Origin of the sequence: Vibrio maritimus (assembly GCF_021441885.1) — a bacterium.
Lineage (GTDB): Bacteria > Pseudomonadota > Gammaproteobacteria > Enterobacterales > Vibrionaceae > Vibrio > Vibrio maritimus_B.
Window position 1 is genome coordinate 2,496,266 of sequence record NZ_CP090438.1, and the last position, 20,994, is coordinate 2,517,259.

Annotated in this window: 20 protein-coding genes and 1 other RNA gene; 7 read left to right on the plus strand and 14 right to left on the minus strand. The window is 45.7% G+C overall.

The features are described from left to right. Position 1: 1 nt before the first annotated feature. From LY387_RS11310 to LY387_RS11345, 8 genes are all read right to left on the minus strand, one after another. Positions 2-1,288: a hypothetical protein gene (locus LY387_RS11310; protein WP_234494183.1), complete on the minus strand. Its 1,287-nt coding sequence runs from the start codon at positions 1,286-1,288 to the stop codon at positions 2-4. After that, entirely contained in the window at positions 1,288-2,439 is a 1,152-nt protein-coding gene (locus tag LY387_RS11315; RefSeq protein WP_234494184.1) for a hypothetical protein, read from the minus strand. Before LY387_RS11315 ends, LY387_RS11310 begins: the two co-directional genes overlap by 1 nt. Beyond that, a complete protein-coding gene (locus LY387_RS11320; RefSeq protein WP_234494185.1) occupies positions 2,426-3,091 on the minus strand; it encodes a hypothetical protein in 666 nt (221 codons plus the stop codon). Before LY387_RS11320 ends, LY387_RS11315 begins: the two co-directional genes overlap by 14 nt. Before the next feature lie 2 nt (positions 3,092-3,093). Then, positions 3,094-3,996 (minus strand): hypothetical protein, encoded by a 903-nt coding sequence (locus tag LY387_RS11325; RefSeq protein WP_234494186.1) that lies wholly within the window; start codon positions 3,994-3,996, stop codon positions 3,094-3,096. Positions 3,997-4,007: 11 nt separating this feature from the next. Next, positions 4,008-5,297 (minus strand): transglycosylase SLT domain-containing protein, encoded by a 1,290-nt coding sequence (locus tag LY387_RS11330; protein WP_234494187.1) that lies wholly within the window; start codon positions 5,295-5,297, stop codon positions 4,008-4,010. 9 nt (positions 5,298-5,306) lie between these two features. Further along, positions 5,307-6,035: an ETEC_3214 domain-containing protein gene (locus LY387_RS11335; RefSeq protein WP_234494188.1), complete on the minus strand. Its 729-nt coding sequence runs from the start codon at positions 6,033-6,035 to the stop codon at positions 5,307-5,309. Between the two features lie 651 nt (positions 6,036-6,686). After that, positions 6,687-7,910 (minus strand): HlyD family secretion protein, encoded by a 1,224-nt coding sequence (locus LY387_RS11340; RefSeq protein WP_234494189.1) that lies wholly within the window; start codon positions 7,908-7,910, stop codon positions 6,687-6,689. Beyond that, on the minus strand, positions 7,904-8,218 hold the full coding sequence (locus LY387_RS11345; RefSeq protein ID WP_234494190.1) for an MFS transporter: 315 nt from the start codon (positions 8,216-8,218) through the stop codon (positions 7,904-7,906). The genes LY387_RS11340 and LY387_RS11345 overlap by 7 nt, the downstream gene beginning before the upstream one ends. Positions 8,219-8,340: 122 nt before the next feature. Between LY387_RS11345 and LY387_RS11350 the strand changes: the two genes are divergently transcribed. The 3 genes from LY387_RS11350 (at position 8,341) to LY387_RS11360 (ending at position 12,985) form a co-directional block, all read left to right on the plus strand. Beyond that, the gene (locus LY387_RS11350; protein WP_234494191.1) at positions 8,341-9,351 is read left to right on the plus strand and encodes an AraC family transcriptional regulator ligand-binding domain-containing protein; all 1,011 of its coding nucleotides are present in this window, start codon (positions 8,341-8,343) and stop codon (positions 9,349-9,351) included. 206 nt (positions 9,352-9,557) lie between these two features. Then, the gene (katG, locus tag LY387_RS11355) at positions 9,558-11,777 is read left to right on the plus strand and encodes a catalase/peroxidase HPI (RefSeq protein ID WP_234494192.1); all 2,220 of its coding nucleotides are present in this window, start codon (positions 9,558-9,560) and stop codon (positions 11,775-11,777) included. Positions 11,778-11,989: 212 nt separating this feature from the next. Beyond that, positions 11,990-12,985 carry an ABC transporter substrate-binding protein gene (locus tag LY387_RS11360; protein WP_234494193.1) on the plus strand — a complete coding sequence of 332 codons (996 nt, stop codon included), beginning with the start codon at positions 11,990-11,992 and terminating at the stop codon, positions 12,983-12,985. Positions 12,986-13,046: 61 nt separating this feature from the next. On the opposite strand, the gene LY387_RS11365 is transcribed toward LY387_RS11360, so the two are convergent. After that, positions 13,047-13,889: an SDR family oxidoreductase gene (locus LY387_RS11365; RefSeq protein WP_234494194.1), complete on the minus strand. Its 843-nt coding sequence runs from the start codon at positions 13,887-13,889 to the stop codon at positions 13,047-13,049. 173 nt (positions 13,890-14,062) lie between these two features. Between LY387_RS11365 and LY387_RS11370 the strand changes: the two genes are divergently transcribed. Together LY387_RS11370 and LY387_RS11375 are read left to right on the plus strand one after the other, a co-directional pair. Continuing rightward, the gene (locus tag LY387_RS11370; protein WP_234494195.1) at positions 14,063-14,809 is read left to right on the plus strand and encodes a nuclear transport factor 2 family protein; all 747 of its coding nucleotides are present in this window, start codon (positions 14,063-14,065) and stop codon (positions 14,807-14,809) included. Positions 14,810-14,989: 180 nt separating this feature from the next. After that, positions 14,990-15,328 (plus strand): cytosolic protein, encoded by a 339-nt coding sequence (locus LY387_RS11375; RefSeq protein ID WP_234494196.1) that lies wholly within the window; start codon positions 14,990-14,992, stop codon positions 15,326-15,328. Positions 15,329-15,466: 138 nt separating this feature from the next. On the opposite strand, the gene LY387_RS11380 is transcribed toward LY387_RS11375, so the two are convergent. The 3 genes from LY387_RS11380 to LY387_RS11390 form a co-directional block, all read right to left on the minus strand. Further along, positions 15,467-16,570 carry an aminotransferase class I/II-fold pyridoxal phosphate-dependent enzyme gene (locus LY387_RS11380; protein WP_234494197.1) on the minus strand — a complete coding sequence of 368 codons (1,104 nt, stop codon included), beginning with the start codon at positions 16,568-16,570 and terminating at the stop codon, positions 15,467-15,469. Between the two features lie 304 nt (positions 16,571-16,874). Continuing rightward, positions 16,875-16,971: signal recognition particle sRNA small type (gene ffs, locus LY387_RS11385), an RNA gene on the minus strand. A gap of 218 nt (positions 16,972-17,189) precedes the next feature. Then, positions 17,190-17,930, minus strand: coding sequence for a hypothetical protein (locus LY387_RS11390; protein ID WP_042474204.1), 741 nt, complete (start codon positions 17,928-17,930; stop codon positions 17,190-17,192). Between the two features lie 51 nt (positions 17,931-17,981). On the opposite strand from LY387_RS11390, the gene LY387_RS11395 reads away from it, so the two are divergent. Further along, on the plus strand, positions 17,982-18,284 hold the full coding sequence (locus tag LY387_RS11395; protein ID WP_234494198.1) for an MGMT family protein: 303 nt from the start codon (positions 17,982-17,984) through the stop codon (positions 18,282-18,284). A gap of 18 nt (positions 18,285-18,302) precedes the next feature. Here the strand turns inward: LY387_RS11395 and LY387_RS11400 are convergent, their stop codons facing one another. Beyond that, on the minus strand, positions 18,303-18,755 hold the full coding sequence (locus LY387_RS11400) for a YbaY family lipoprotein (protein ID WP_234494199.1): 453 nt from the start codon (positions 18,753-18,755) through the stop codon (positions 18,303-18,305). A 225-nt stretch (positions 18,756-18,980) separates the two neighbouring features. Between LY387_RS11400 and tesB the strand changes: the two genes are divergently transcribed. Continuing rightward, positions 18,981-19,841 (plus strand): acyl-CoA thioesterase II, encoded by an 861-nt coding sequence (gene tesB, locus LY387_RS11405; protein WP_234494200.1) that lies wholly within the window; start codon positions 18,981-18,983, stop codon positions 19,839-19,841. 56 nt (positions 19,842-19,897) lie between these two features. Here tesB and LY387_RS11410 read toward each other — a convergent pair whose 3' ends face one another. After that, positions 19,898-20,962, minus strand: coding sequence for a YHYH protein (locus LY387_RS11410; protein ID WP_234494201.1), 1,065 nt, complete (start codon positions 20,960-20,962; stop codon positions 19,898-19,900). Positions 20,963-20,994: the final 32 nt, after the last annotated feature.

Here is a 20,994-nt window from a genome sequence, read left to right on the forward strand (position 1 = left end):
TTTATCTAACCACTGTAATTGAATTGTTTGTTACCTTTCTTATTCGGATCGGACTACCCTCAAAGAGAGACGTATCTGCGGTAAGCTTGTTAGCAACAGACTGCGGCAAGGAAAAAGAACGAAACTCGATAACCTTTCCTTGTTCATTTCTGTCAACTTTTGGCTCTTTATACTGAGGGTTTTGGGCGAGCCATCGAGATACCTCTGGCATACTCGCCGTGTTTGGCATTTGGACGCTAATTATCTTGCCACCTCTAGCGGTCAGCGACTCAAAGCCCTTTTCGAGCATAGATTGAAAATCTTCAGCCCCGCCCTCTAAGTGCACAGATGCCAGGCGTATCTCGACGTTATCACTGTCAGGTAAAGCGTATTGCTGCGGCGTATTGCTCCAGTGAGAAAGTGGGGTCCAGCGCTTATCGAACAGGGTAAAAGACATTGATAGCTCGGCTCGTTTTTCTCTTTTAGTTAAAGCCGAGTCGAGCTTTAAGATCATGTCTGCATCTTCAAGCTTAAGTGCAGTCTTGATCCCAGACCTTTCCAATATTTCCAGTACCTTCGCGCGAATCTGGCGATTCTCTACATGAACGAGGACTGTCGGTTGATTGAGAAGCAAGTAGTGATTCTCTGCTACCTGTTTTAAACCTCTCAGGTCAATGGATATGTCCATCAGAGCTTTAGTTTGCTCGCCCGTACTTTGGTGTTCTAGTAACACCGAGTCCTGGATAAACTGAAGGCTCGCCGAGTGAATAGCACTAGCGTGCTCAGAATCAATACCCATACCAGATAAGGCTTTTTCAATCGCTAATATCTGAGCTTTGGATTCTGCAACATGCAAAGAAGCTTTGTTCTGTGACTTTCCAGCAATGACCTCTACCCTGAATACATGCTCATCACTCGACTCATCCCATACCCAGTCACCATCATCACCATCATTTTTCAGGAGGCTTGCTGTGACATCGACACAGGTTTCACTGCCTTGTAAATAGGTATCACCCATTTGAAAGTTCAAAAAACCTTTGCCTGAACTGCTTGTCACTTGTTCAGACCAAAGCCCTTGCTTAATCTTTCTTTTCTGGCTGTAAGACGTGCTGTCCAAGGCCTTCAAATACGATTCAACGGCGTATTTTGGTGCCTCTTCGATTGCCGATGACTTCGCGGCTGCGCCTCTACCGTGAACACAAGATTGGTATGCAACTTTCAACTCAGGCTCTTGCCAAATGAGTTCATTTGCCATGACGCCCTGAGTCAAAAAGAGGGCGCTAGTTAGCGCCCACTTTATCGTTTCCATTACAAAACTCCACCGGATGTGATTCGGCTCGCCAGGAAGTTTTTCGGCGTACCCACGCTTACAGCGAACAGTTTCGCGTCACGAGCAGGACGGTAGATACCTTCCTCAGCCTCTCCCTTGATGCGTTTCGCATCTTTGGAGCTCTTCCACTTGACGATTTTTCCCTGACTTTCGATGTCACTTGGGTTAACTCTCGCTACACCCACGGGTTCAGCAAACCCAAGACTGTACTCGAATATCACCATAGTTTCGTTAGGTAAGATCCCTGCATTCTGACCTCGGTCTAAGGAGATACGGTCACCTTTAACCCCTAGCACCTGTGCCGTCGCTGGCACTTCAGACAACATTCTGCTGAGAGCGATACCGAATCCTCGCGAAGACATATCATTCAGGACGGCAGAAACAGCATTGGCATCATAGATGTCAAAACCACCTTCAATCTGACCAGATTGCATCCAGAACTGCATCTCGCTCATTGGCTTAACATCACCAGTACGAACCTTGATCTTGCCAACGTTCGGGTAACTGATTTTTTCCTGAGTGTAAGGGTCAACAAAACCGATAGAGAAATCGAGGCTCAAATCAACGAGGTTAGTAGAGCCACCAGTGATTAACTCACCGGTTTTAACTGCATCAATCGTCATCGCATAATCAGGGTGAAGAACACCATTTTTCATACGGCGCGCAAGCTCAGCATCTGACATCCCCGCCATGGAATCACCAAGAAACTTAACTGTTCGCTCATCACCAGTGACAATTCTGAACCGATTCAGACCAACCAGTTGGTTTTCAAATTGATTCAATAATTGGCGACCATCATAAGCACGAACGGAAGCCAACCAGTCATTGGGATTTTCAGTATCAGCTGTGATTGGGTCTGCCATATACAAGCGCAGTACTTTCTTGCTAAGTGGGCAATCTGGATGCTCGTTATTCACCTCAAACGTGCATTTATCAAGCCCGCGCGTGTTGTAATAAGCAGGAAGCTCAATATCACTGTCTTGAAACTGTTCAGGGGCTTTCGCATATTCATACTCTGATGCCCCTTTGTGTGCATTGGTTTTAACACGACTCTGTGGTGCCTGAGTACTTTGACAACCCACGACTACCAAAGACAACAGGGCAACGGTAATTCCATTAAGCTTCGTCATTGCTCTGACCTATACGTTCCTTGATAGCCTTGTCCGCTGCGTCCATATCTTTGATAAACTGTTGCTCTGCGCTAATCAAGCCGTTGCTATCAGTGATTAAGCCCACTCGCGTTTGCATTTCATCTACAACGAAACCAATTGGATGTTCTTCAGGGTCAATCGCTCCTTGAATAAACTTATACGCTTCAGCTTTCGCTACCGCAGTCGCGTTAGACGCGGCGAGGTTCGTCACCTCTATCGCCTGAACACCAAGCTTAACTGCCAACTCAAGGTTAGCGTTGAAGATTTTGCTTTGAGCCTTGGTATAGTCGTTGTATTTCGATTGCATCTTAGGGTCATCATTTAGAAGCTGAACAATCTCTTCTTTTGATTTATCTGAGTGCATCGCAAAGAATTGCTGAACATCTTTGTGCTCTTTACGAATGTTTTGATACTCGCCGACTACCTCACATTGACGTTTAGTGACAGACAAAACGCCTTTTGAAGCTTGGTCGAAAGCTGGAGCATACTCGGTATAACCTTTGGTATTCTCCACACAACTTGCTTCGATATCTGCAAGTAGTTCTTCGCGGTTGTCCCACATAGATACGTTGCTTGCACAACCAGCCAAAATAGTGCTTCCAACTAACATTGTTAATAGCTTGTATTTCAAAATTACACTCCTAGTATTTTATCAAGTGGCTCAGATCCTAGCTCTAATAAGAACTTCTCATAAATCGCGTCCTCGGCTTTTTCATAAGATTCAGATGCTGGGCTTGTATAGTTATAGTTTTTTAAAATGATCGGCTGAACCATGCCTACCTGACGAAGTTCAACGCGAATCGAACGGTTAATCCGAAACTGTCCATTTTTACTGGCTTGCTTTCGCTTGCCAGACAAAACGATTTGATATTTGGTGCCAGTTTGAGAAGTCACTCCAATCCGTTGAGCAATCTCAGTCAAATAATCAGATATATCCGTCGTGCTCCTATCAGAAATCACTTGGACATGAGCTCTAGACTTTTGAATTGATGCTTCATGAAGTAACGGAAGTAGTCTATCTTGATAGTGAGAAGCATCATTCTTTGTAATACCTTGCAATGCACCAGAAACCGTATAAATAGACGCTAACTCTTCCCTTATCGACAACATATGTTTTAGCGCATCAATGGGCTCGCTAGTTTTTGCCAACTTGATAATGTTCTCTATTCGCGTAATATCACTACTAAGTTTCGAGTGATACGCATTTGCTAGTTTATGGGTGTCAATGCTAACCAAGACCTCATACAAATCGCCGTTGATTTGCTTTTCAACTCTATAGCCATATATAGGGAGTCGGTCACTTTTCATCACCATTAGTTCACTGAACTCTTCGTTCGTTTCACCATTTTTAAACTCAACAAGTGAACGAGTTTCCACTGAAATGTTGGATACCATTTTTTGTGCAATATTCGCTACAGCACTGCGTTCAGCTTCTTGCATACTGTGACCTGCACCCAGCCCATAAATAGTGGAACCTGAGTCAGAAGGAATATCTATACCAGCATTCACTGTGAGACTAAGTGATAAGGCAAACAATCCAAACAACCTCACTCAATAACCTCCGCACTGTAGTCACGCTGACGCTTAGTAACCTTCTTCAGATAATTGATGGTTTCGTCATATGGAAGATTATTAATTAAAGTGTTATATACCTCATCCGGTGTCATGGTGTTTATCTTCTTCGCCGCAGCTTTTATTCGACGCTCTCCAAATGCTTTGGCTACATTGCCCGCTCCTGTGTTATAGGCAGCGATAATGCAATACTCTCGGCTTTTGGGATTGGTAATCTCTCTTAGATATCTTGTATTGAGAATATCCAAATAGCCTGTCCCAGCCTGTATATTGTATTCTGGCTTATATAAATCTCGTTCATTCATAGGTGCATCGATCTTGTGCACAAATCTATTTACATCATGTCCGGCACTTGTTGCGACAACTTGCATCAACCCAAACGCTGGTATTGGTGAGCGAGCAGCAGGATTAAAACTAGACTCTGTATGCATGACAGCCAATATCAATTCTGGCTTAATATTAAATTCTTCACTTTGCTTATAGACATCATCTAGGAAAGGTTCAATACGTCGCTCAAGACTGCTGCTGGGCATTTTGACACTAAGACTCACGACTTTCTTAGCAGCAACTGGCTGTTCTTGCGCCTCTTTGCGCTGCTTCTCATAGGTTTCATTTACCGAGGCCATGCGTTGCTTGGCTTCGACAACGAGGGCTTGCTGCTGAGCTTTAACGATTGACTCATCGACTTCTACATCAGCCTGCATAGCCAATTGGTCAGCTTGTTTTTCGATTTCGTTGAGTTGAGCTTCCGTCTGCTCTACGATTTCTCGAAGAACTTTCTTCTCATTTTCAACATCATAACTAACTACCCTCTCGACTGTGTCTATCTTCGCAGTGGATTCAAGAATCTGGTGATCAACCTCAGCTCCAGCAAGCTCGGACTTGAGTAATTGAGACACTTCCTCTGCGCTAGCATTGGCATCGACTAACACCTCGACGGTGACAGTGTCGTTATCATAGTCAACGATAGTTCGCGTATCTTTCTCAGGGTTCTGCTTGACGCTGTAATGGCTGGCACCAATTTTCGTATCGCCCCAACTAACAAGAGACGCTTCACGCTCCGCATCCCATTTCTTCAAATATGCACTTCTCCAGGCAGCATATTCTTGCATGTGTGCGATATACCAAGCTTCAAACTCAGCTTGTTCTTGTTCTGGAGAAATGAAGGCTTTAGAAACTTCGTTATCTAATTCTTCAAACGGATCAATAGCTGCATTGGCATGCAAAGCGAGGCCAACACATAGGGCAATTGTGTAGTATTTCATTTTAAGCCTTTAAGAGAAGTAGGCGCTATATTCAAATTTCGATAGCAACATTTCGATAAGCAGAGGTTCGGTTAATTCACCAATGACAAATGTATTGGCTGAACGGCTACGAATAGCACTTTTTAATTCCTGCTCTCGTTTTTCATCACCTAGAACAAATGCATCATCTAGCTTCGAAATCTTCTTATCCATGTCGCTATCAAAGGTTATATACTGAAAAGAGCCAACCATTAACGTGTTGTACATGGCATCTCGACCAAGGGATATGGAGTCAAGATAGAAGTTTGAATTCCCACTTTCAAAGTAGCTTTCATCAGGTACAGATATAACTCTGCTCAAAGATTGTTGGTCCAACTGCGCGTTGCTAAATGGTATATTTACATTAAAATCCGGCACTAAAGCTTGGATTGAATAACTTGCAACTCGCCCTTGCTTTACCGCTACGCTTAAAAGAAACTTTCGAAAGTTGTAGTAGTAGAATCGTACTTCTTCATCAATTTTTGAGCTTTTAACTGCTTGAGAAACACCCGTTAGAGAAGATAGATACTCAAAAGAGTGTCCAACATTAATCTTATCGATAAGGTTGTACTCGTTGGTATTCGTAAAGGTAGCTTCCACTCTCTGGTAGTTACTGATTATTACAGCTTCAGTGTCACTCCATGTACCAATAGATACGATAATCGCGGCAACAGAAAATGCCACAGACTTAGCCTTTGAAAGATGCTTGCTATATTCCATTATTCAACTGAGTTGCTTATTTATATTTATGTTTTTACGTTATCAGAGCAACTACACCCACACAAGTGTTTGAACCAATGTCACAAAAATCGCCCCTTGCTCACTTTGAGACCAATCATCGAACAAAACCCTAAAAAAACCATGGTCATCGTATTTTTATATTGTTAAGTATTTTATTATTTTTGCCAAACTATAATTTTTACCCATAAAGCCAACATTAAACAAAATGATGCGCATATTATAAAGTTAATCACCGATCACATTTTGTTTGCCTTATTGTTATTAACTCTCGCATATCAAATAGCCAGAATTGGTTTGTATATAACATAAATTAATTTATATTCATCACAAAAAGAAACCTTGAGCGATGTTAGATACATACAGAAAACAAACACACCTATTAATGGCAGTTATGCCACCTCATAAATAATAATCAAAATCGATAAGTGCTGCCTTGTTGCTGTTCGGAATAGAAGCCATTTTATGTCTATATAAACTAAACATATTCTAGTTACTCGGGCTATCTCTCTATGATGTGCCAGCACTGACTTTTTGCACAAAGAGATTTCACGAGCCGTGTTACACAACAAAAAAAGCCACCCAAAAGGGTGGCAAATGAACCGAAGCAAGATGCTATCGTAAGTGGACTCGTTAAATTGAGTAGAAGAAGTACAACTGTGATTTCATTCTCAGGATAATTCCTCGGATGACGTCAAGAAACGCAAGAAAGCCAATGGGTTTATCACCACTAACCCAGGCTAATCCCACTGCCCCAACCGGAATGTCATAGCCCTCTGTCTCGTGGATCTTCAAACGAACAAAATGATGCTTGTTGTTAACGTTCTGACCTGTCGTTGTTCGCACTGATTGATCCAGAGCCAACAGTGTTCCTTGAGATTCACCTGTCGCTTCAACAATACCTTCAACTTCGGCGGCAAATACATGACCGGGGTAAACCGAGGTTGAAAATTCTGCAGCTTGACCTTGATGGATATTACGAATTGCCTGATGGTTAACTCGCATCAGCACGTACTTTTCATTGGTATACATCTGCAAGCGAGGCACTCGCGACAGAAGCTGACCTTCTCGAAGAATGAAGTTGGTAACAAAACCGTCCGCTGGCGCGTAAACCTTGGTACTGTCTAAGTCCCATCGGGCTCGTTCTACATTCTCTTTCGTGTTGCGAAGCTCTGCGCGTTTGCTCTCAACAGCAAGCTCAGATTTATTGATGGCGAGCTTCGCTTTATCTGAATCCACACGTTTCTTTTCAAGCTGCGCTTCGATAGTCGTCACTTTATGACGCGCTACCTCAACCAAGCTCACCTGCTTATCAATGTCACTCTCAGTAATGGTGTTGCTCACAACCGAGTTCTGCTCCTGAAATCGTTTGAGCATTTTGGTCTGTAGTTGGTAATCCACGACTGCTGCGTTAAGCTGGCTTTGAGAGGTCTCAACCGCTTTAAGTGATGATAAATAAGTAGATTTTGCTATTTCGACATCTTGAATTGCGCTATTAAGGGACACGTCAGCGGCATCGTGTTGGATTTCAGCTTGATCCAATGCAATCTGGTAGGGTTTTGGGTCGATTTCATAGATAAGCTGCCCTTTATGAATCTGCTGATTGGGCTCAATGTGAAGCTTTATCACCTTTCCAGAAACGTTCGATGAGTCTGGGCGCAAGTGAATATGCGGAGCTTGAACCAGTGATCCGCCCGATAAGTCCATCGGCGTATAGTTAATCAGCCCTACCCAAACAAACATCAACCAACCAACACCACCCACATAAGCAAAGCTTTTGGAGAACTTATTCCAAGGCATGCCAATTAGCCTAAGCAAGTAGATGAACAGTGCCCAAACCGCTAAACCCTCTAACATTCGTCGCTCTCCGATTTTTCGCTGTTCCAAATATCCCGCAATCGGACTATGGCTTTTTCCATATCCACAAATGCAATGATGACTGCCAATACCCAAACCCAGTGCCAAATAAAGCCAATCCAGGTGAGCGCAGTAATGAGCCCAAGTTGGTGATGGTCGCGGCTATGCGCTTTGTTAATTGGAAGTTCGTGGATCCGCCAAAATCCATAGATAGCAGCGCCAATACTGGCAACTAACACGACGGCTGACACAACATGAAGCGCAGTATCAGCCCCCGTTCCAACGAAAGGAACACTCACTAAACTCATTGATAGCTCTCTTAGTTAAATTGAGCCGGAAGTGTAAGTGAGGATGAAATAATTAGTTACATTGTGATAGATTCTATCAAAATACCGTCAATTTCGATGATATCAATGCCAAGGAAAGAGTCATGTTTCGCAACGTTCACTTTGTAAGAGTAATGGGAATCAAAGGGTTAGTTGATCGCCTTCAGCAAACTTACGGCATTACATCCGATGACCTCGGTATTCCGCGCTCTGTATTGGAATATGAGATGAACCTGATTCCGATCTCGGTCCTCAATCAGTTTTATGAAAACATAGAAGGTATTACTGGTGACCCTGATGCAGTGCTCACACTCGTGCGACAGATGGATCTCAGCAAACTGGGATCGTTGAGTCATTGGTTCTTTGCTGGACATGATTTGGCGACAACGATTCGTCGTATCAACGCTGGCATTACCTGCATTCAATCAGGCGCTTTTTTTGGCGGCGAGATCGTCGGCCCCATCGTTAAGTGGACCTATAGAAACGACTCGATAACTGCCAATGCCAAAGCTCAAGATGCTGTGCGAGTGGCCAACTTCATGTTAAACGTACTCAGGCATTATTTGGGGCACGACTTTACACCGGATAGAGTTTGTCTTCCCGGTTCATTAGCCAACAGAATGGAGTATGAAGCCTATTTCGGGTGCCGCATTGAGTGGGGTCACAATAAAACCGAGGTTTGGCTGCCAAATCGCCTTCGTTTACAAGGCAATAAAGTCCCTACACTGCCTCCTGAAAAGTTATCGATGAGCTTTGCCGACTTAGACGGTTATCTCGATATGCCTGATCCTCAAGATCATATAAAAGTACTCTACGAAGTCGTTAATTACTCTCGACACTTTGGTCTGCCAACGCTTACCAAAGTATCACAACTGTTAGGGCTATCCGAACAACAACTGCAGCGTCGGCTACAGTCTTCAGGCCTAAATTTCACCTCTATCGTGGGTTTTGTGCTTTCAGGAGAAACCGTTAAACAAATTGTGTTAGGTGTACCATTAGAAACTATCGCAAAAAGAATGGGATATACCAATATGACGAGTTTTAGTCGCATGTTTAAAAAATACCGTGGCGTCACCCCGAAACAGTACGCACAGCATTACGCCGACGCTTACTGAGTCACTTCACTAACCACCAGCACAACAATCGAACCTTCCTATCAAAGAAATAGGGACAAGCAATCTGAGTTTTTGCCGCTTCGATGCCATGCTTACAGCATAACGTAAGGCCTAATTTATGGTCATTGAGGCGCACTAAACTTACTCAGCTCATTGCTAAGCCGGTTTGGAGGAGCGCTCAACTGTTTCGCATTCAGGAGATAGATATGCACGGTGAACAAACTGGTAATGCTGGCAAATGCCCAGTAATGCATGGCGGAAATACTATGCTTGGTGGAAACACTAGGCTTGGTGGAAAAGCGACAAAAAACCTTGATTGGTGGCCTAACCAATTGAACCTCAAAATACTCCATCAGAACGACACCAAGTCAAATCCGCTTGATCAAGATTTTAATTATCAAGAGGCGTTTAAAGCACTAAACCTCAAGGCGGTAAAAGCCGACCTCGAAGCGCTGATGACAGATTCGCAAGAATGGTGGCCAGCGGATTATGGTCACTATGGCCCCTTCATGATCCGAATGGCATGGCATGCCGCCGGGACGTACCGAACTTCAGATGGACGCGGCGGTGCTAATACCGGTAATCAACGCTTTGCCCCACTCAACAGCTGGCCAGATAACGGTAACCTAGATAAGGCCCGTCGCCTACTTTGGCCAATTAAAAAGAAATACGGTAACAGCCTCTCATGGGCCGATTTATTTATCCTCGCGGGCAACGTTGCTATTGAGTCAATGGGACTTCCTACTTTGGGATTCTCTGGCGGTCGTCAGGATATTTGGGAGCCTGAAGAAGACATCTATTGGGGTGCAGAAAGCGAATGGCTTGGCGACGAACGTTATTCCGGTGACCGTGAGCTCGAGAAACCGCTGGCCGCAGTGCAAATGGGACTTATCTACGTAAACCCTGAGGGTCCAAACGGTGAACCGACTATCCTTGCGTCTGGTAAGGACATCCGCGATACCTTTGCTCGAATGGGCATGAACGATGAAGAAACCGTAGCGCTAGTCGCAGGTGGACATACCTTCGGTAAAACCCACGGCGCCGGCTCTGAAGCAGAAATGGGACCAGAACCAGAAGCCGCACCTCTTGAAGAGATGGGTTTTGGCTGGAAAAACAGTTTTGGCACAGGTAAAGGTGACGACACCACAACCAGCGGCATTGAGGGTGCATGGACACCAAACCCAATCCAGTGGGATAACGGCTACTTTGACATGCTGTTTGGCTATGATTGGGACCTCGTGAAAAGCCCGGCAGGTGCTTGGCAATGGGAGCCAATTGGTGTCGCCGACGATCATATGGCACCAAAAGCGCATGACGCCTCTCAGAAAGTGAAAACCATCATGACAACGGCCGACATGGCAATGCGCATGGACCCAATCTATGGTCCTATTTCAAAGCGCTTCCATGAAAACCCAGATCAGTTTGCTGATGCCTTTGCGCGAGCTTGGTTTAAGCTTACCCACCGCGATATGGGTCCGAAAAGCCGTTACATTGGGGAAGAGGCACCCTCTGAAGACCTAATTTGGCAAGATCCACTGCCGCAGGCGGCCTTTTGTACACTGTCAGACAAGGACATTGCGGAGCTAAAACAAGCGATTCTATCGACAGACCTCACGGTATCCGAACTTGTTTATACCGCGTGGTCGAGCGCATCCACATACCGAGGTTCGGATTTCCGTGGTGGTGCAAACGGTGGACGTATTCGCTTGGCTCCACAAAAAGACTGGGAAGCTAACCAACCAGAACAGCTCGACAAGGTGCTAGCGAAACTGGAGTCCGTTCGTTCTGAATTTAATACTCAGGAGCGAGGTATTTCGGTTGCTGACTTGATTATTCTTGCTGGTAACACCGCCATTGAAAAAGCGGCTCAAGATGGAGGCTTTACTGTTGACGTTCCCTTCTCTGCAGGTCGAGTCGATGCAAACGATGAACATACAGACACCGAATCTTTTGCGGTATTAGAGCCTGAGGCTGATGGTTTCCGTAACTTCTCGAAGAAGCTATTTACGGTGCCTGCCGAAGAAATGTTGCTTGATAAAGCGCAGCTGCTTGGATTGTCTGCGCCTGAAATGACGGTACTTATTGGTGGCCTAAGAGTACTGGGGGCCAACCATAACGGTACATCACACGGTGTGCTGACTGACCGAGTCGGTGTGCTCAGCAATGACTTCTTTGTCAACTTGGTCGACATGGCAACAGAATGGAAACCAGTATGCCCTCACAACAGCGCCTACTTGGGCACTGACCGAACAACAGGTGAGAAAAGATGGACAGCCACACGCGTTGATTTAGTCTTCGGCTCCAACTCTCAACTGAGAGCACTTGCTGAGCTTTATGCGTGTGATGATGCCAAAGAGAAGTTTGTTAGAGACTTTATCGCCGCTTGGACGAAAGTCATGAACGCTGACCGATTTGATCTTAAGTAGTCTCTCATAAGTCGTTAACATCAATTACTGGGGTGGCATTACGTCACCCCTTTTTTGTGTTAGCGGTTCATCGCTAAATCTTCGAAGTCAGGCTTTGCTTTAACACACTGTGAAACCGCTAACATTTCTCATCAATTTTTAGTAGGTTACCTCACCTTGTCACTATTTCCGTTTATCTTTAGAACACTATCTGAGACAAAGGAAGTACCCATATGAAGTCAAAGCTCTCTATGACGGCATTATTGGTGTTGTCAGGTATCACCACTCAAGCCAACGCCTCAGAATGCGGAACCGTCACCATCGCCGACATGAACTGGAACTCAGCCAGTTTGATGGCCCATATTGATCAATTTATCCTCAGTAATGGGTTCGATTGCGACGCTGAGTTGATTCCAGGTGACAGTGTACCGACAGGCACCTCCATGATAGAAAAAGGTCAACCAGACGTCGCGCCAGAGCTTTGGACCAATGGCATCAAAGAAGCGCTAGACCAAGGGGTTGCCGACAAGCGTCTACGCTATGCCGGAAACTCTCTTACTGAAGGTGGTGAAGAGGGTTTTTGGGTGCCAGCGTACATGGTGGAGCAGTATCCTGAACTCGCGACCATCGAGGGAGTCATCAAGCACGCGGCTCTCTTTGAACATCCCGAGAGCGATGATAAACATGCATTCTACGGATGTCCTGCTGGATGGACTTGTCAGATCACTTCTGAGCATCTTTTTAATGCATTAGAGTTAGATAAGCACAATTTCGAGATGATTGACCCAGGCTCAGGCGCCGCCCTATCAGGCATCATCGCCAAATCGTACGATCGAGAGAAGCCTTGGTTCGGCTATTACTGGTCACCAACACCCGTGCTTGGAAAATATGAGATGGTTAAAGTCGATTTTGGCAGCGGAACCGATGTCGACGAGTATCGCAACTGTACAACCCAACCAGACTGTGAGTCTCCCAAGGTGACTATGTATCCTCCATCACCAGTCCATACTGTGGTCACTGAAGAGTTTGCACAACGTGGTGGCGATGCAAATGACTATTTCGCCAAGCGTGGCTTCACCAACAAGCAGATGAGCGAACTTCTTGCTTGGATGGAAGACAATCAAGCCGATGCCGAAGAAGCTATGTATCACTTCTTCGAGTCTTATCCAGAACTATGGAAATCTTGGGTCTCCACCGATGTCGCTACTAAGGTGGAACAATCATTGTAAGCTAACAAGGCCTTTAACATGTGTAGTGTTAAAGGCCTTTTATATCAGCCGGCTGCCGACTCTAGTTTAAAGAGGCAAAATAGTCGTCCCAACTTTGATGTGCTCTACTTGCCGCTTTCGCATAATGACTAGGGTTATCCGCTTTACCTTCTTGAATACCTTGATAGATACCCGCTATCACAGTGCCAATAAAGTCTCCCAACTCAGCAATGCGATCCAATCGATAGTCTTCCACAGACATAGGTTGATAAGACAAAGTAGTCTTAAATGCAGAGTTAAGGTAATCGGCGAGTTGATACTGAGTCAGCGCTTCGCCATGTAAGTTATAGGTTTCACCATTATGCTTATCTTCCGTCAGCATTCTTGCATAAGCATAAGCAAGCTCTGAGCGCGTGGTGTAGCCACACCTCCCATCACCAGCGCAGTTAATGATCTTACCTAGTTTTTTATAGCTCTCGATATACTCGATATCAGGTTCAATATAGATACCGTTGCGGCCAATCGCCCATTCTAGACCGCTCTCTCTCACATCTTGCTCGGTCTGTCGATTACTCTGAATAACTGGTGAAAACGCTGTGCCCTCTTCTGCACCTTGTACGCTTGTATATACTAACTTTTTGACCCCAGCAGACTTGGCCGCTTCTATGACATTTCGGTGCTGCTCGATACGCTTTTCAGGCGCGTCCATTCCCGACACAATCAGTAGCGTATCAATACCTTGTAACGAGGCAGTTAGCTGGTCACGATCATTGTAGTCACCTGAGCGAACTTCAACGCCTAAGTGTACTGCTTTTGATGATGTTCTGGCTAATGCCACGACATTCTCGCTCGACACAACCTCTACTGTTGCTTTGACAATAGCCGCCCCTAACTGCCCACTTGCTGCCGTTACCGCTATCTTCATCGTGCTTTCCTCATGTGTCTGTATTGATCACCTCGCTAAATTGTAGCCATTGCAAATACAACCGACAGATTAGTCTGGGCGCTAAGATGGTCAATATCGAACCTTGTCCATCAACGAACACGATAATGGACTAGGCTTAATTTCGACAACACAGTCTGACAGAGGGACAACCTATGAGTCGAAAGCTAGAAAATGCGACCAACCTTTATATGGAAGGGATCAGAGATGGACACGCACGCCAAGCCGTCACTAAATACACCGGGATTCGCTACACTCAGCACAGTACTGGTGTAAGAAATGGCATTGAAGGCTTTGTCGAGTTCTTTGAGCCCTTTATCGAGCGCTGTCATGATAGAGACATTCGAATCGTTCGCTCAGTCGTTGATGGTCAGTATGTGTTTGTGCAAGCCTACCAAAACATTAACAAAGGCGAGGCATACTGGGTCACCACTGACCTTTTTGATACCGATGAAAATGACAAGATCATTGAGCATTGGGACGTCATCTCAGCGTATGTCGAAAACTCAAACGTTGATAAGGACCAGATAGCAGGACCAACAGAGCCGAATGACCTCGATAAAACAACTGAAAATAAAGAACTGGTTCGAACGTTTCTTTGTGATGTCATGGTCTTAGGTCAATCCGATGCGGCATCTAAGTACGTGGACTTTCAGAACATCCCAGTCCACTCAGAATCAACGGTAGATCAACCTCAAAAGTACGTAGGTTGCTATGACCAAGTATTCAAGATAATAGGCCAAGGCAATACTATCGTCGCCTACAGTCGAGTCCTCTACCAAGGCCAAGAGGTCGCTCGTTTCGATATTTTTCGGGTGCAAGATGGAAAAATTGTCGAAATGTGGGTCAACCAAGAACCAGTGCCTCCAAAAGAGGAATGGGTTAACGGAGGAAAGTTCTAAGTCCCTCTTATTATGAGATTAATCCCCTGACGACCAGAGGAGTGTATGTGTCTATACAGGGGATAACCCATATTGAATGTTTGGAAAGCATCTTAGGATGACCATCTTTAGCCACTAAATATCTACTACGCGATCGCCTGTAATGATAAGATCAACGCATCAGAATTACCGAGAAACCCTATGTTTATCCATCACGTTAACGGCATCGACTGGCTGGTGATCACCGCTTTTGAAGAATTAAAACCCATGTTTATCGAAGATGCAGGGGCGATTCCCTCTTGCTTCTCGACCGCCAGCGAACTGAGCCTGATTGACCAAGCTAAGCGCACTTATGGATATTTGCCAAGACTCGACGGGGTAATCACCGATACTGGCACGTTTCAAAGCCAGAGCATTGAAGAAGATATGAACCCGCAGCTTGCCTGTATTGTAGAGGGGCGTGGTCGGGTGTTTATCTATCACGGTGGCTTTGTGGCGTTTGTGGATGACGAGCAAACCTTTATTACTAGAATGGGCTGAGGGTGCGCCTGTAAGACAACTGTCACGAGCTTGGTTGAACACTTAGACTTAATTAACGTTCAAAGAGTAGACGTTGTTGCCGATCGTCAAACAACGAGAGGAAGATCGGCTCAATAGCTATCGTTGATACTCTGTCCACTACGCGTTTTTTTGAGATTTCAAATGACCTATTCGCTGGTCTAACTGAACTAAGTCACGTCTGTTTCCTACAACTCGCATCCGAGTATATTGCTCATCGACTTCCTGGCACGTTACATGAAAGTGACTTCCAGAGCATGTGAGTATCTCCGCTTTTTTCAGCCAACCAGCCAAATCAACACCTTTCATGTAAGCCAGTAGTATCGGCGTTTTTATTGAAGTAGGCATAACCTCGATACCGTGATCAGAAAGTAACTCCATTAGTTCTACTTTGTAAGTCTGTGTCTGTTCTTGGGTGTCCCTTAAGTATGTTCCCATATTGCAAAGGACATGATTTGCTACCTTAATTGCAGGCAAGGAAGGCGCAAATGGTAATACTGATTGATTGAGATAGTGGGCGAGCTTCTTAGAAGATACTGCGTAACCCAATCGAATGCCTGCAAGGCCCAGTCCCTTCGAGAAGGTTCTCAGAACAATGAGATTATCAAATTCTTCGGTTGCCCCAATCATCGACTCTTCAGCAGCTAGAAACTCGCCATAAGCCTCGTCAATCAGCAGTATGGAACCCACTTCATTGCACGCTCGACACAATTCCATCAAAGTGGTTCTTGTGTAAATCAAGCCGGTTGGATTGTTCGGGTTATCGATATACACAATCGTGGGCGGATTTGATTTTAGCTCGGCCTTAAGTGCATGCAGAAGCTCATCTTCATTCCAATAGTCGAATATATTTAAAGAACGATAAGTGCCACCTGCTATCTGAAACTCAGATACTGCTTCGACGAATTGAGGTCCAATGCCTAACATAGACTTCTCTTTGGGTAACAGCTTATTGAATATCAGCTCCAGAGCTCCTAAAGAGCCATTGGTAAAAGTCAGCTGCTCGGGCTTAGTGCCCACATAGCAAGCGGTATTAGTCGCCAACTCTGCCAAATGACTATGGCAGTAATACAGATCCACTTCTTTGAGTAACTCTGCACCCAAATTCGGCGAAAGCTTGGGAGCTCCAAAAGAATTGATACCTAGGGCACAATCTAGCGTGTAATAAGGAGCCACGTAGCTCGATTGCTCCTGACCCAATTGTTCATTGATCTGGATATTCATGCCATCTAATACCTCGAGTTATGCCAGTTGAAGAGCTCTGTTCTAATGATTATTGTGCTGCTGTCCCTTCAAGCATTTAGAGCAGGACAGCTTCATCGCACACTTTAGTAGGCTCCAAATGCAGTTAGTAGGTCATTTGGTGACATTTCAAAGTAACGAGAATGAGCACGCGCAATAGGCAAGCTGAGTGTGTTGTGCGAGTTGGTTAGATTCCTGACTACACGGAATAAAGGCAATGAGCTCGAGTTTGATAAGATTCAGATAGCAAAACGCCGCTAATAAAAGCGGCGTTTTTAATGGGTGGAGACCTCAGCCACATCCCGGCACACAAGTCACTCGCTGCGGCTGCTTCCTTCCGGACCTGACCGAGTTCACGAGCTATTGTTGCGAGAGGACCAAGACCTCCATAGATTTTTTTGCTGTTGCTTAAGTGAAGGGTCACTGCTGCAAAGCGTGGGAGGATTATCTGGTATCGCGGCGCTGAATGCAAGGGGTAGCGAGGAAAACTGTTTGCTTTATCTGTTAAGTGCTTACAGATTAATCAAAGCGCCCAACATTCCTGCGGTTGCAAGGCTGTTGAGCGCGTTTTACCTCTGCCATTATCACTGACTTGTCGAGGTTAGGTCTCTTGTTGCTCGTCATCGATGTTTAAGATGTAATCGGTCATCCACGCCGTACCCAGTAGGCACAGCCAAACCACAAAGACTGGCTTAGGAACATCGATGGTAGGCACCACCACTATCGCAGCAAAGCCGACCGTTGGGAGTGTCCAGCAAAGCAGCTTGTTCCATTTAAAGGTTTTGAGCCTGCCCAGACTTTCCATGGATGCAAGCATGCCTGTCATGCAGAGTGAGATTAGCGCTGCGTATGGCAAGCCTGCCGCCCAGATTGGCAAGATCAAGAACAATGACCACCAGCTGTGCTCGGTCGATCCCTTCCAGTTTTTGGCAGCGTACCAAGCAACAAAGACCGAGAATGCCTGTACCAGCGTCACCATTGGCGTGCCACCAAGTTTACCTGCAGATTGGGTCAGCATAATCCCGACATTGAGCGTAAGGACGATAAGCCCGACGATGCTGACTATCCAGATATTACTGCGCTTAGAGAACGCGACCATGAAGACGGGTATTAGTATCCAGACCGCCACCGACATAGCGATAGATTGCAGAGGAAGCGTGAGACCGTAGACGACCATGGATGCGAGCAGCATCAGCCCTGCAACACCACCCTGAGGCAATATCCATAGCGCAGGAATCATCACCGCGAGTACGGGAATGTCGCCTTCAGTGACACCTATCGTTCTGGCACAAATCATGGCCAGTAAGCTTGTGATTATGAATTGAAACACCGAAAATACCATAGCTCCCCCAAATACCTTTCCGTGGCAAAAATGAACTAGGACAGTTTCAGTATGGATCAATTTAAGGCGCAAATCTTTGCAGTAATTCACCAAATTCCATTCGGAAAAGTAGCAACTTACGGTCAAATTGCAAAAATGGCTGGCTATCCTGGCTATGCAAGACACGTTGGTAAGGCGCTTGGTGGCTTGCCTGAAGGGAGTAGCTTGCCATGGCACCGTGTCATCAACGGTAAAGGAGAAATTTCTCTTAAGGGAGATTCGTTTTTGAGACAGAGATCGATATTAATGGAAGAAGGCGTCGAGTTTTCAGTGAAGGGTCGCGTGCGCTTGAAAGAGTTCGGTTGGCAGCCGTAAGGCTGCCAACTCAGTCAATTATCTTACGCCCACTAGCAGAAGGTTAACCTGCTCTGTTTTGTTTGCATCCGTGATAACTGGGTAAGAGGTATCTGAGATAAAGCGCAGCTTACCAGCCACTTCAATGCGCGCGCTCACACTGTAAGTGTGCTTAGGATTAATGTCTTTGGTGTCATAGCTCAGCTCAAAATCAAAAGGAACCTGGGCGCCATCTGTGGTAAAGGTTTGCTCACTAATCACCTTTGCTGCAACATCTTGAAGCGACACGTCTTGCAGTTTCACCGTAACTACCGCATCTGCAGGTAGCGCAATGCGTTCACGGTAAGCAATTGTGCCTTTTACCGCTGCCATCGTCTCTTTCATCTCAGTTTGCTCACTCGCGGGGGTAGCACTTTCTGTCGATTGAGGAGCGGTTTGGCAACCCACTAAGCCCAACACCATCGCCATTGCACCGATTTGTAGTAATTTCATGAAGCCTCACTTGATAAAGCAGTTACAGAGTATTCGGTCTGCATCATGTTTGTTAAACCGCAGACTAGGTTATGCAATAAAAGATAACAGATTTGATGAAACTCGTAGATGTTCCCTATGAGTTTTGCGGAAAAAACCACTGAATTCCTACAAAAGCAATTGCTTGACGAATCCATCAGTAAAATCCACACTTTGCCCATTGAGACCCAGAGAAAAGATCCATCTATGAGCAAACCATTAACTGAACTACTCGAACTTTTGCAGTTGGAGCAATTAGAACAAGGACTGTTTAGAGGCCAGAGCCAACACCTAGGCTTACCACAAGTCTACGGTGGTCAGGTTATCGGTCAGGCATTGTCGGCAGCTCGCTATACGGTAGAAGAGGACCGCACGGTACACTCTTTCCACAGCTACTTTCTCTATCCTGGCGATCCTCTAAAACCGATCATCTATGATGTCGAGAACCTAAGAGATGGACGCAGTTTTAGTACACGACGCGTCAAAGCGATTCAAAACGGCCGCCCTATTTTCTATCTCACCGCAAGCTACCACTGTGAAGCGCCAGGCTTTGAGCACCAAAATACCATGCCAGAAGTTCCTGGACCGGAGAACTTTGCTTCGGAGTCTGAGTTAGCAATGCGCATTGCTGACTTTTTGCCAGCGCAAATCCGTGAAGTGTTCTGCAGTGAAGAGGCGATTGAAGTTCGGCCAGTCCATGTCGTCAACCCACTGAAACCAGAAAAGATTGAGCCAAAGCAATACCTGTGGATCCGAGCAAACGGTGAAGTGCCAAATAACGAGCTAATTCACCAATACGTGCTTGGCTATGCTTCAGACTGGCGTTTCTTAACAACGGCACTCCATCCGCATGGGGTATCCATTTTCGCTCCTAAGTTCCAGATGGCAACTATCGATCATTCAATGTGGTTCCACCGCCCTGTGAACACCAACGAATGGCTGCTTTATGCCATTGACAGCCCGAATGCGAGTAACTCACGTGGCTTGGTAAGAGGTGAAATCTATAACCAGAAAGGTGAGCTCGTCGCATCGACATCGCAAGAAGGTGTGCTGCGCTTTAACGACTGAGCCGTTTACACTGTCTAATCAATAAACGCCTTATCGTCGATAAGGCGTTTTGCTTTCTAGTGAGCATGGCTTCTGATTTGGGCGTTGGCACCAAACGAGCTGTCCACGTCGCCTTTAAAGCAGTTCAGCACCCACGGAAATGCATTCGTGACGTAGTAGCCGTACTGTCCCTCTATCGTCATCCCATTGCACTCGTCAAGCGAGCCAAGTGCAACGACGTACTCGTAGTCACCACGAAATTGACCGTCGTAGCGATTACTCACCACACTGCCACCAGCAACGGGGGTGGTATATCCTGTCACTGCCTGCCTAATACCTGACTTCAACTGATAGCTCGATGTTGCTGCCTTAACAACGCCATCCGCGGGATCTCTGAAACAGCTTCCATAAATGGGAAAACCATCCGCTGCGAAGCCGATGACGGGTGATGGTTCACCTCCCTCACAATCTTGTTCAAACATCGCCATAGGATTGCCGTGATAATGGTATGTGCCGTCTGGCTGAACATGCGCATGGTGCTCATCGGTACCGAATCGATTCAAAGAGGACATAGGATCAAAACGCCATGGGTTATCGATCTGATCTTGATCGCATCCAGTTTTTTCATTACCGACACCGTAACAAGCCGCCGCTAAGAGATCGACTTTCACACCGTTGAGCAAAATCGCTTCAGAAACAGGCAGGCTCAACTCTGTGACCGTCGCCGATACACTTGGTGAGGCATCAAACTCATATTGCTGAGATTGCTCAGAGACATTAGTGGCAAATGAGGCGGAGGCGTCGTTGAAATCGTGATTAGGGATGCCATTTGACTGAACGATGCAATGCGTACCGGAGGATTGAACCGAGATTGTGCCTGTGAAACTAGCGCTGCGCTGTATGTCTTCTACATTGGATGTGTAGTCGCCGGTATATTGCTCACAATCACCGTTAGTATTGGTAAATAGAGTATCTGTGATATCACTGTTGGCTGTTGGCGTGTCGCCTCCCACAGTGTTGCTATTACTCGAGTCATCAGAAGCGCCAGAGCTTTCATCTCCACCTCCTCCGCAGCCAAGTAAGGTGCCGGCCACCAGCAAAGAGATCATTGAAAACTTTAGGGTTCCTTGTTGCTTTCGCATATTACACGTCCTGTGTTATTGATATGTTAACG

What these genes read in the sequence shown, in the direction of transcription:
- LY387_RS11350 (WP_234494191.1), top strand. Translation starts at nt 8,341, where the DNA reads ATGTTTCGCAACGTTCACTTTGTAAGAGTAATGGGAATCAAAGGGTTA.
- LY387_RS11310 (WP_234494183.1), bottom strand. Translation starts at nt 1,288, where the DNA reads ATGGAAACGATAAAGTGGGCGCTAACTAGCGCCCTCTTTTTGACTCAG.
- LY387_RS11375 (WP_234494196.1), top strand. Translation starts at nt 14,990, where the DNA reads ATGTTTATCCATCACGTTAACGGCATCGACTGGCTGGTGATCACCGCT.
- LY387_RS11315 (WP_234494184.1), bottom strand. Translation starts at nt 2,439, where the DNA reads ATGACGAAGCTTAATGGAATTACCGTTGCCCTGTTGTCTTTGGTAGTC.
- LY387_RS11360 (WP_234494193.1), top strand. Translation starts at nt 11,990, where the DNA reads ATGAAGTCAAAGCTCTCTATGACGGCATTATTGGTGTTGTCAGGTATC.
- katG (WP_234494192.1), top strand. Translation starts at nt 9,558, where the DNA reads ATGCACGGTGAACAAACTGGTAATGCTGGCAAATGCCCAGTAATGCAT.
- LY387_RS11330 (WP_234494187.1), bottom strand. Translation starts at nt 5,297, where the DNA reads ATGAAATACTACACAATTGCCCTATGTGTTGGCCTCGCTTTGCATGCC.
- LY387_RS11335 (WP_234494188.1), bottom strand. Translation starts at nt 6,035, where the DNA reads ATGGAATATAGCAAGCATCTTTCAAAGGCTAAGTCTGTGGCATTTTCT.
- LY387_RS11370 (WP_234494195.1), top strand. Translation starts at nt 14,063, where the DNA reads ATGAGTCGAAAGCTAGAAAATGCGACCAACCTTTATATGGAAGGGATC.
- LY387_RS11400 (WP_234494199.1), bottom strand. Translation starts at nt 18,755, where the DNA reads ATGAAATTACTACAAATCGGTGCAATGGCGATGGTGTTGGGCTTAGTG.
- LY387_RS11410 (WP_234494201.1), bottom strand. Translation starts at nt 20,962, where the DNA reads ATGCGAAAGCAACAAGGAACCCTAAAGTTTTCAATGATCTCTTTGCTG.
- LY387_RS11395 (WP_234494198.1), top strand. Translation starts at nt 17,982, where the DNA reads ATGGATCAATTTAAGGCGCAAATCTTTGCAGTAATTCACCAAATTCCA.
- LY387_RS11345 (WP_234494190.1), bottom strand. Translation starts at nt 8,218, where the DNA reads ATGAGTTTAGTGAGTGTTCCTTTCGTTGGAACGGGGGCTGATACTGCG.
- tesB (WP_234494200.1), top strand. Translation starts at nt 18,981, where the DNA reads ATGAGCAAACCATTAACTGAACTACTCGAACTTTTGCAGTTGGAGCAA.
- LY387_RS11390 (WP_042474204.1), bottom strand. Translation starts at nt 17,930, where the DNA reads ATGGTATTTTCGGTGTTTCAATTCATAATCACAAGCTTACTGGCCATG.
- LY387_RS11365 (WP_234494194.1), bottom strand. Translation starts at nt 13,889, where the DNA reads ATGAAGATAGCGGTAACGGCAGCAAGTGGGCAGTTAGGGGCGGCTATT.
- LY387_RS11380 (WP_234494197.1), bottom strand. Translation starts at nt 16,570, where the DNA reads ATGAATATCCAGATCAATGAACAATTGGGTCAGGAGCAATCGAGCTAC.
- LY387_RS11340 (WP_234494189.1), bottom strand. Translation starts at nt 7,910, where the DNA reads ATGTTAGAGGGTTTAGCGGTTTGGGCACTGTTCATCTACTTGCTTAGG.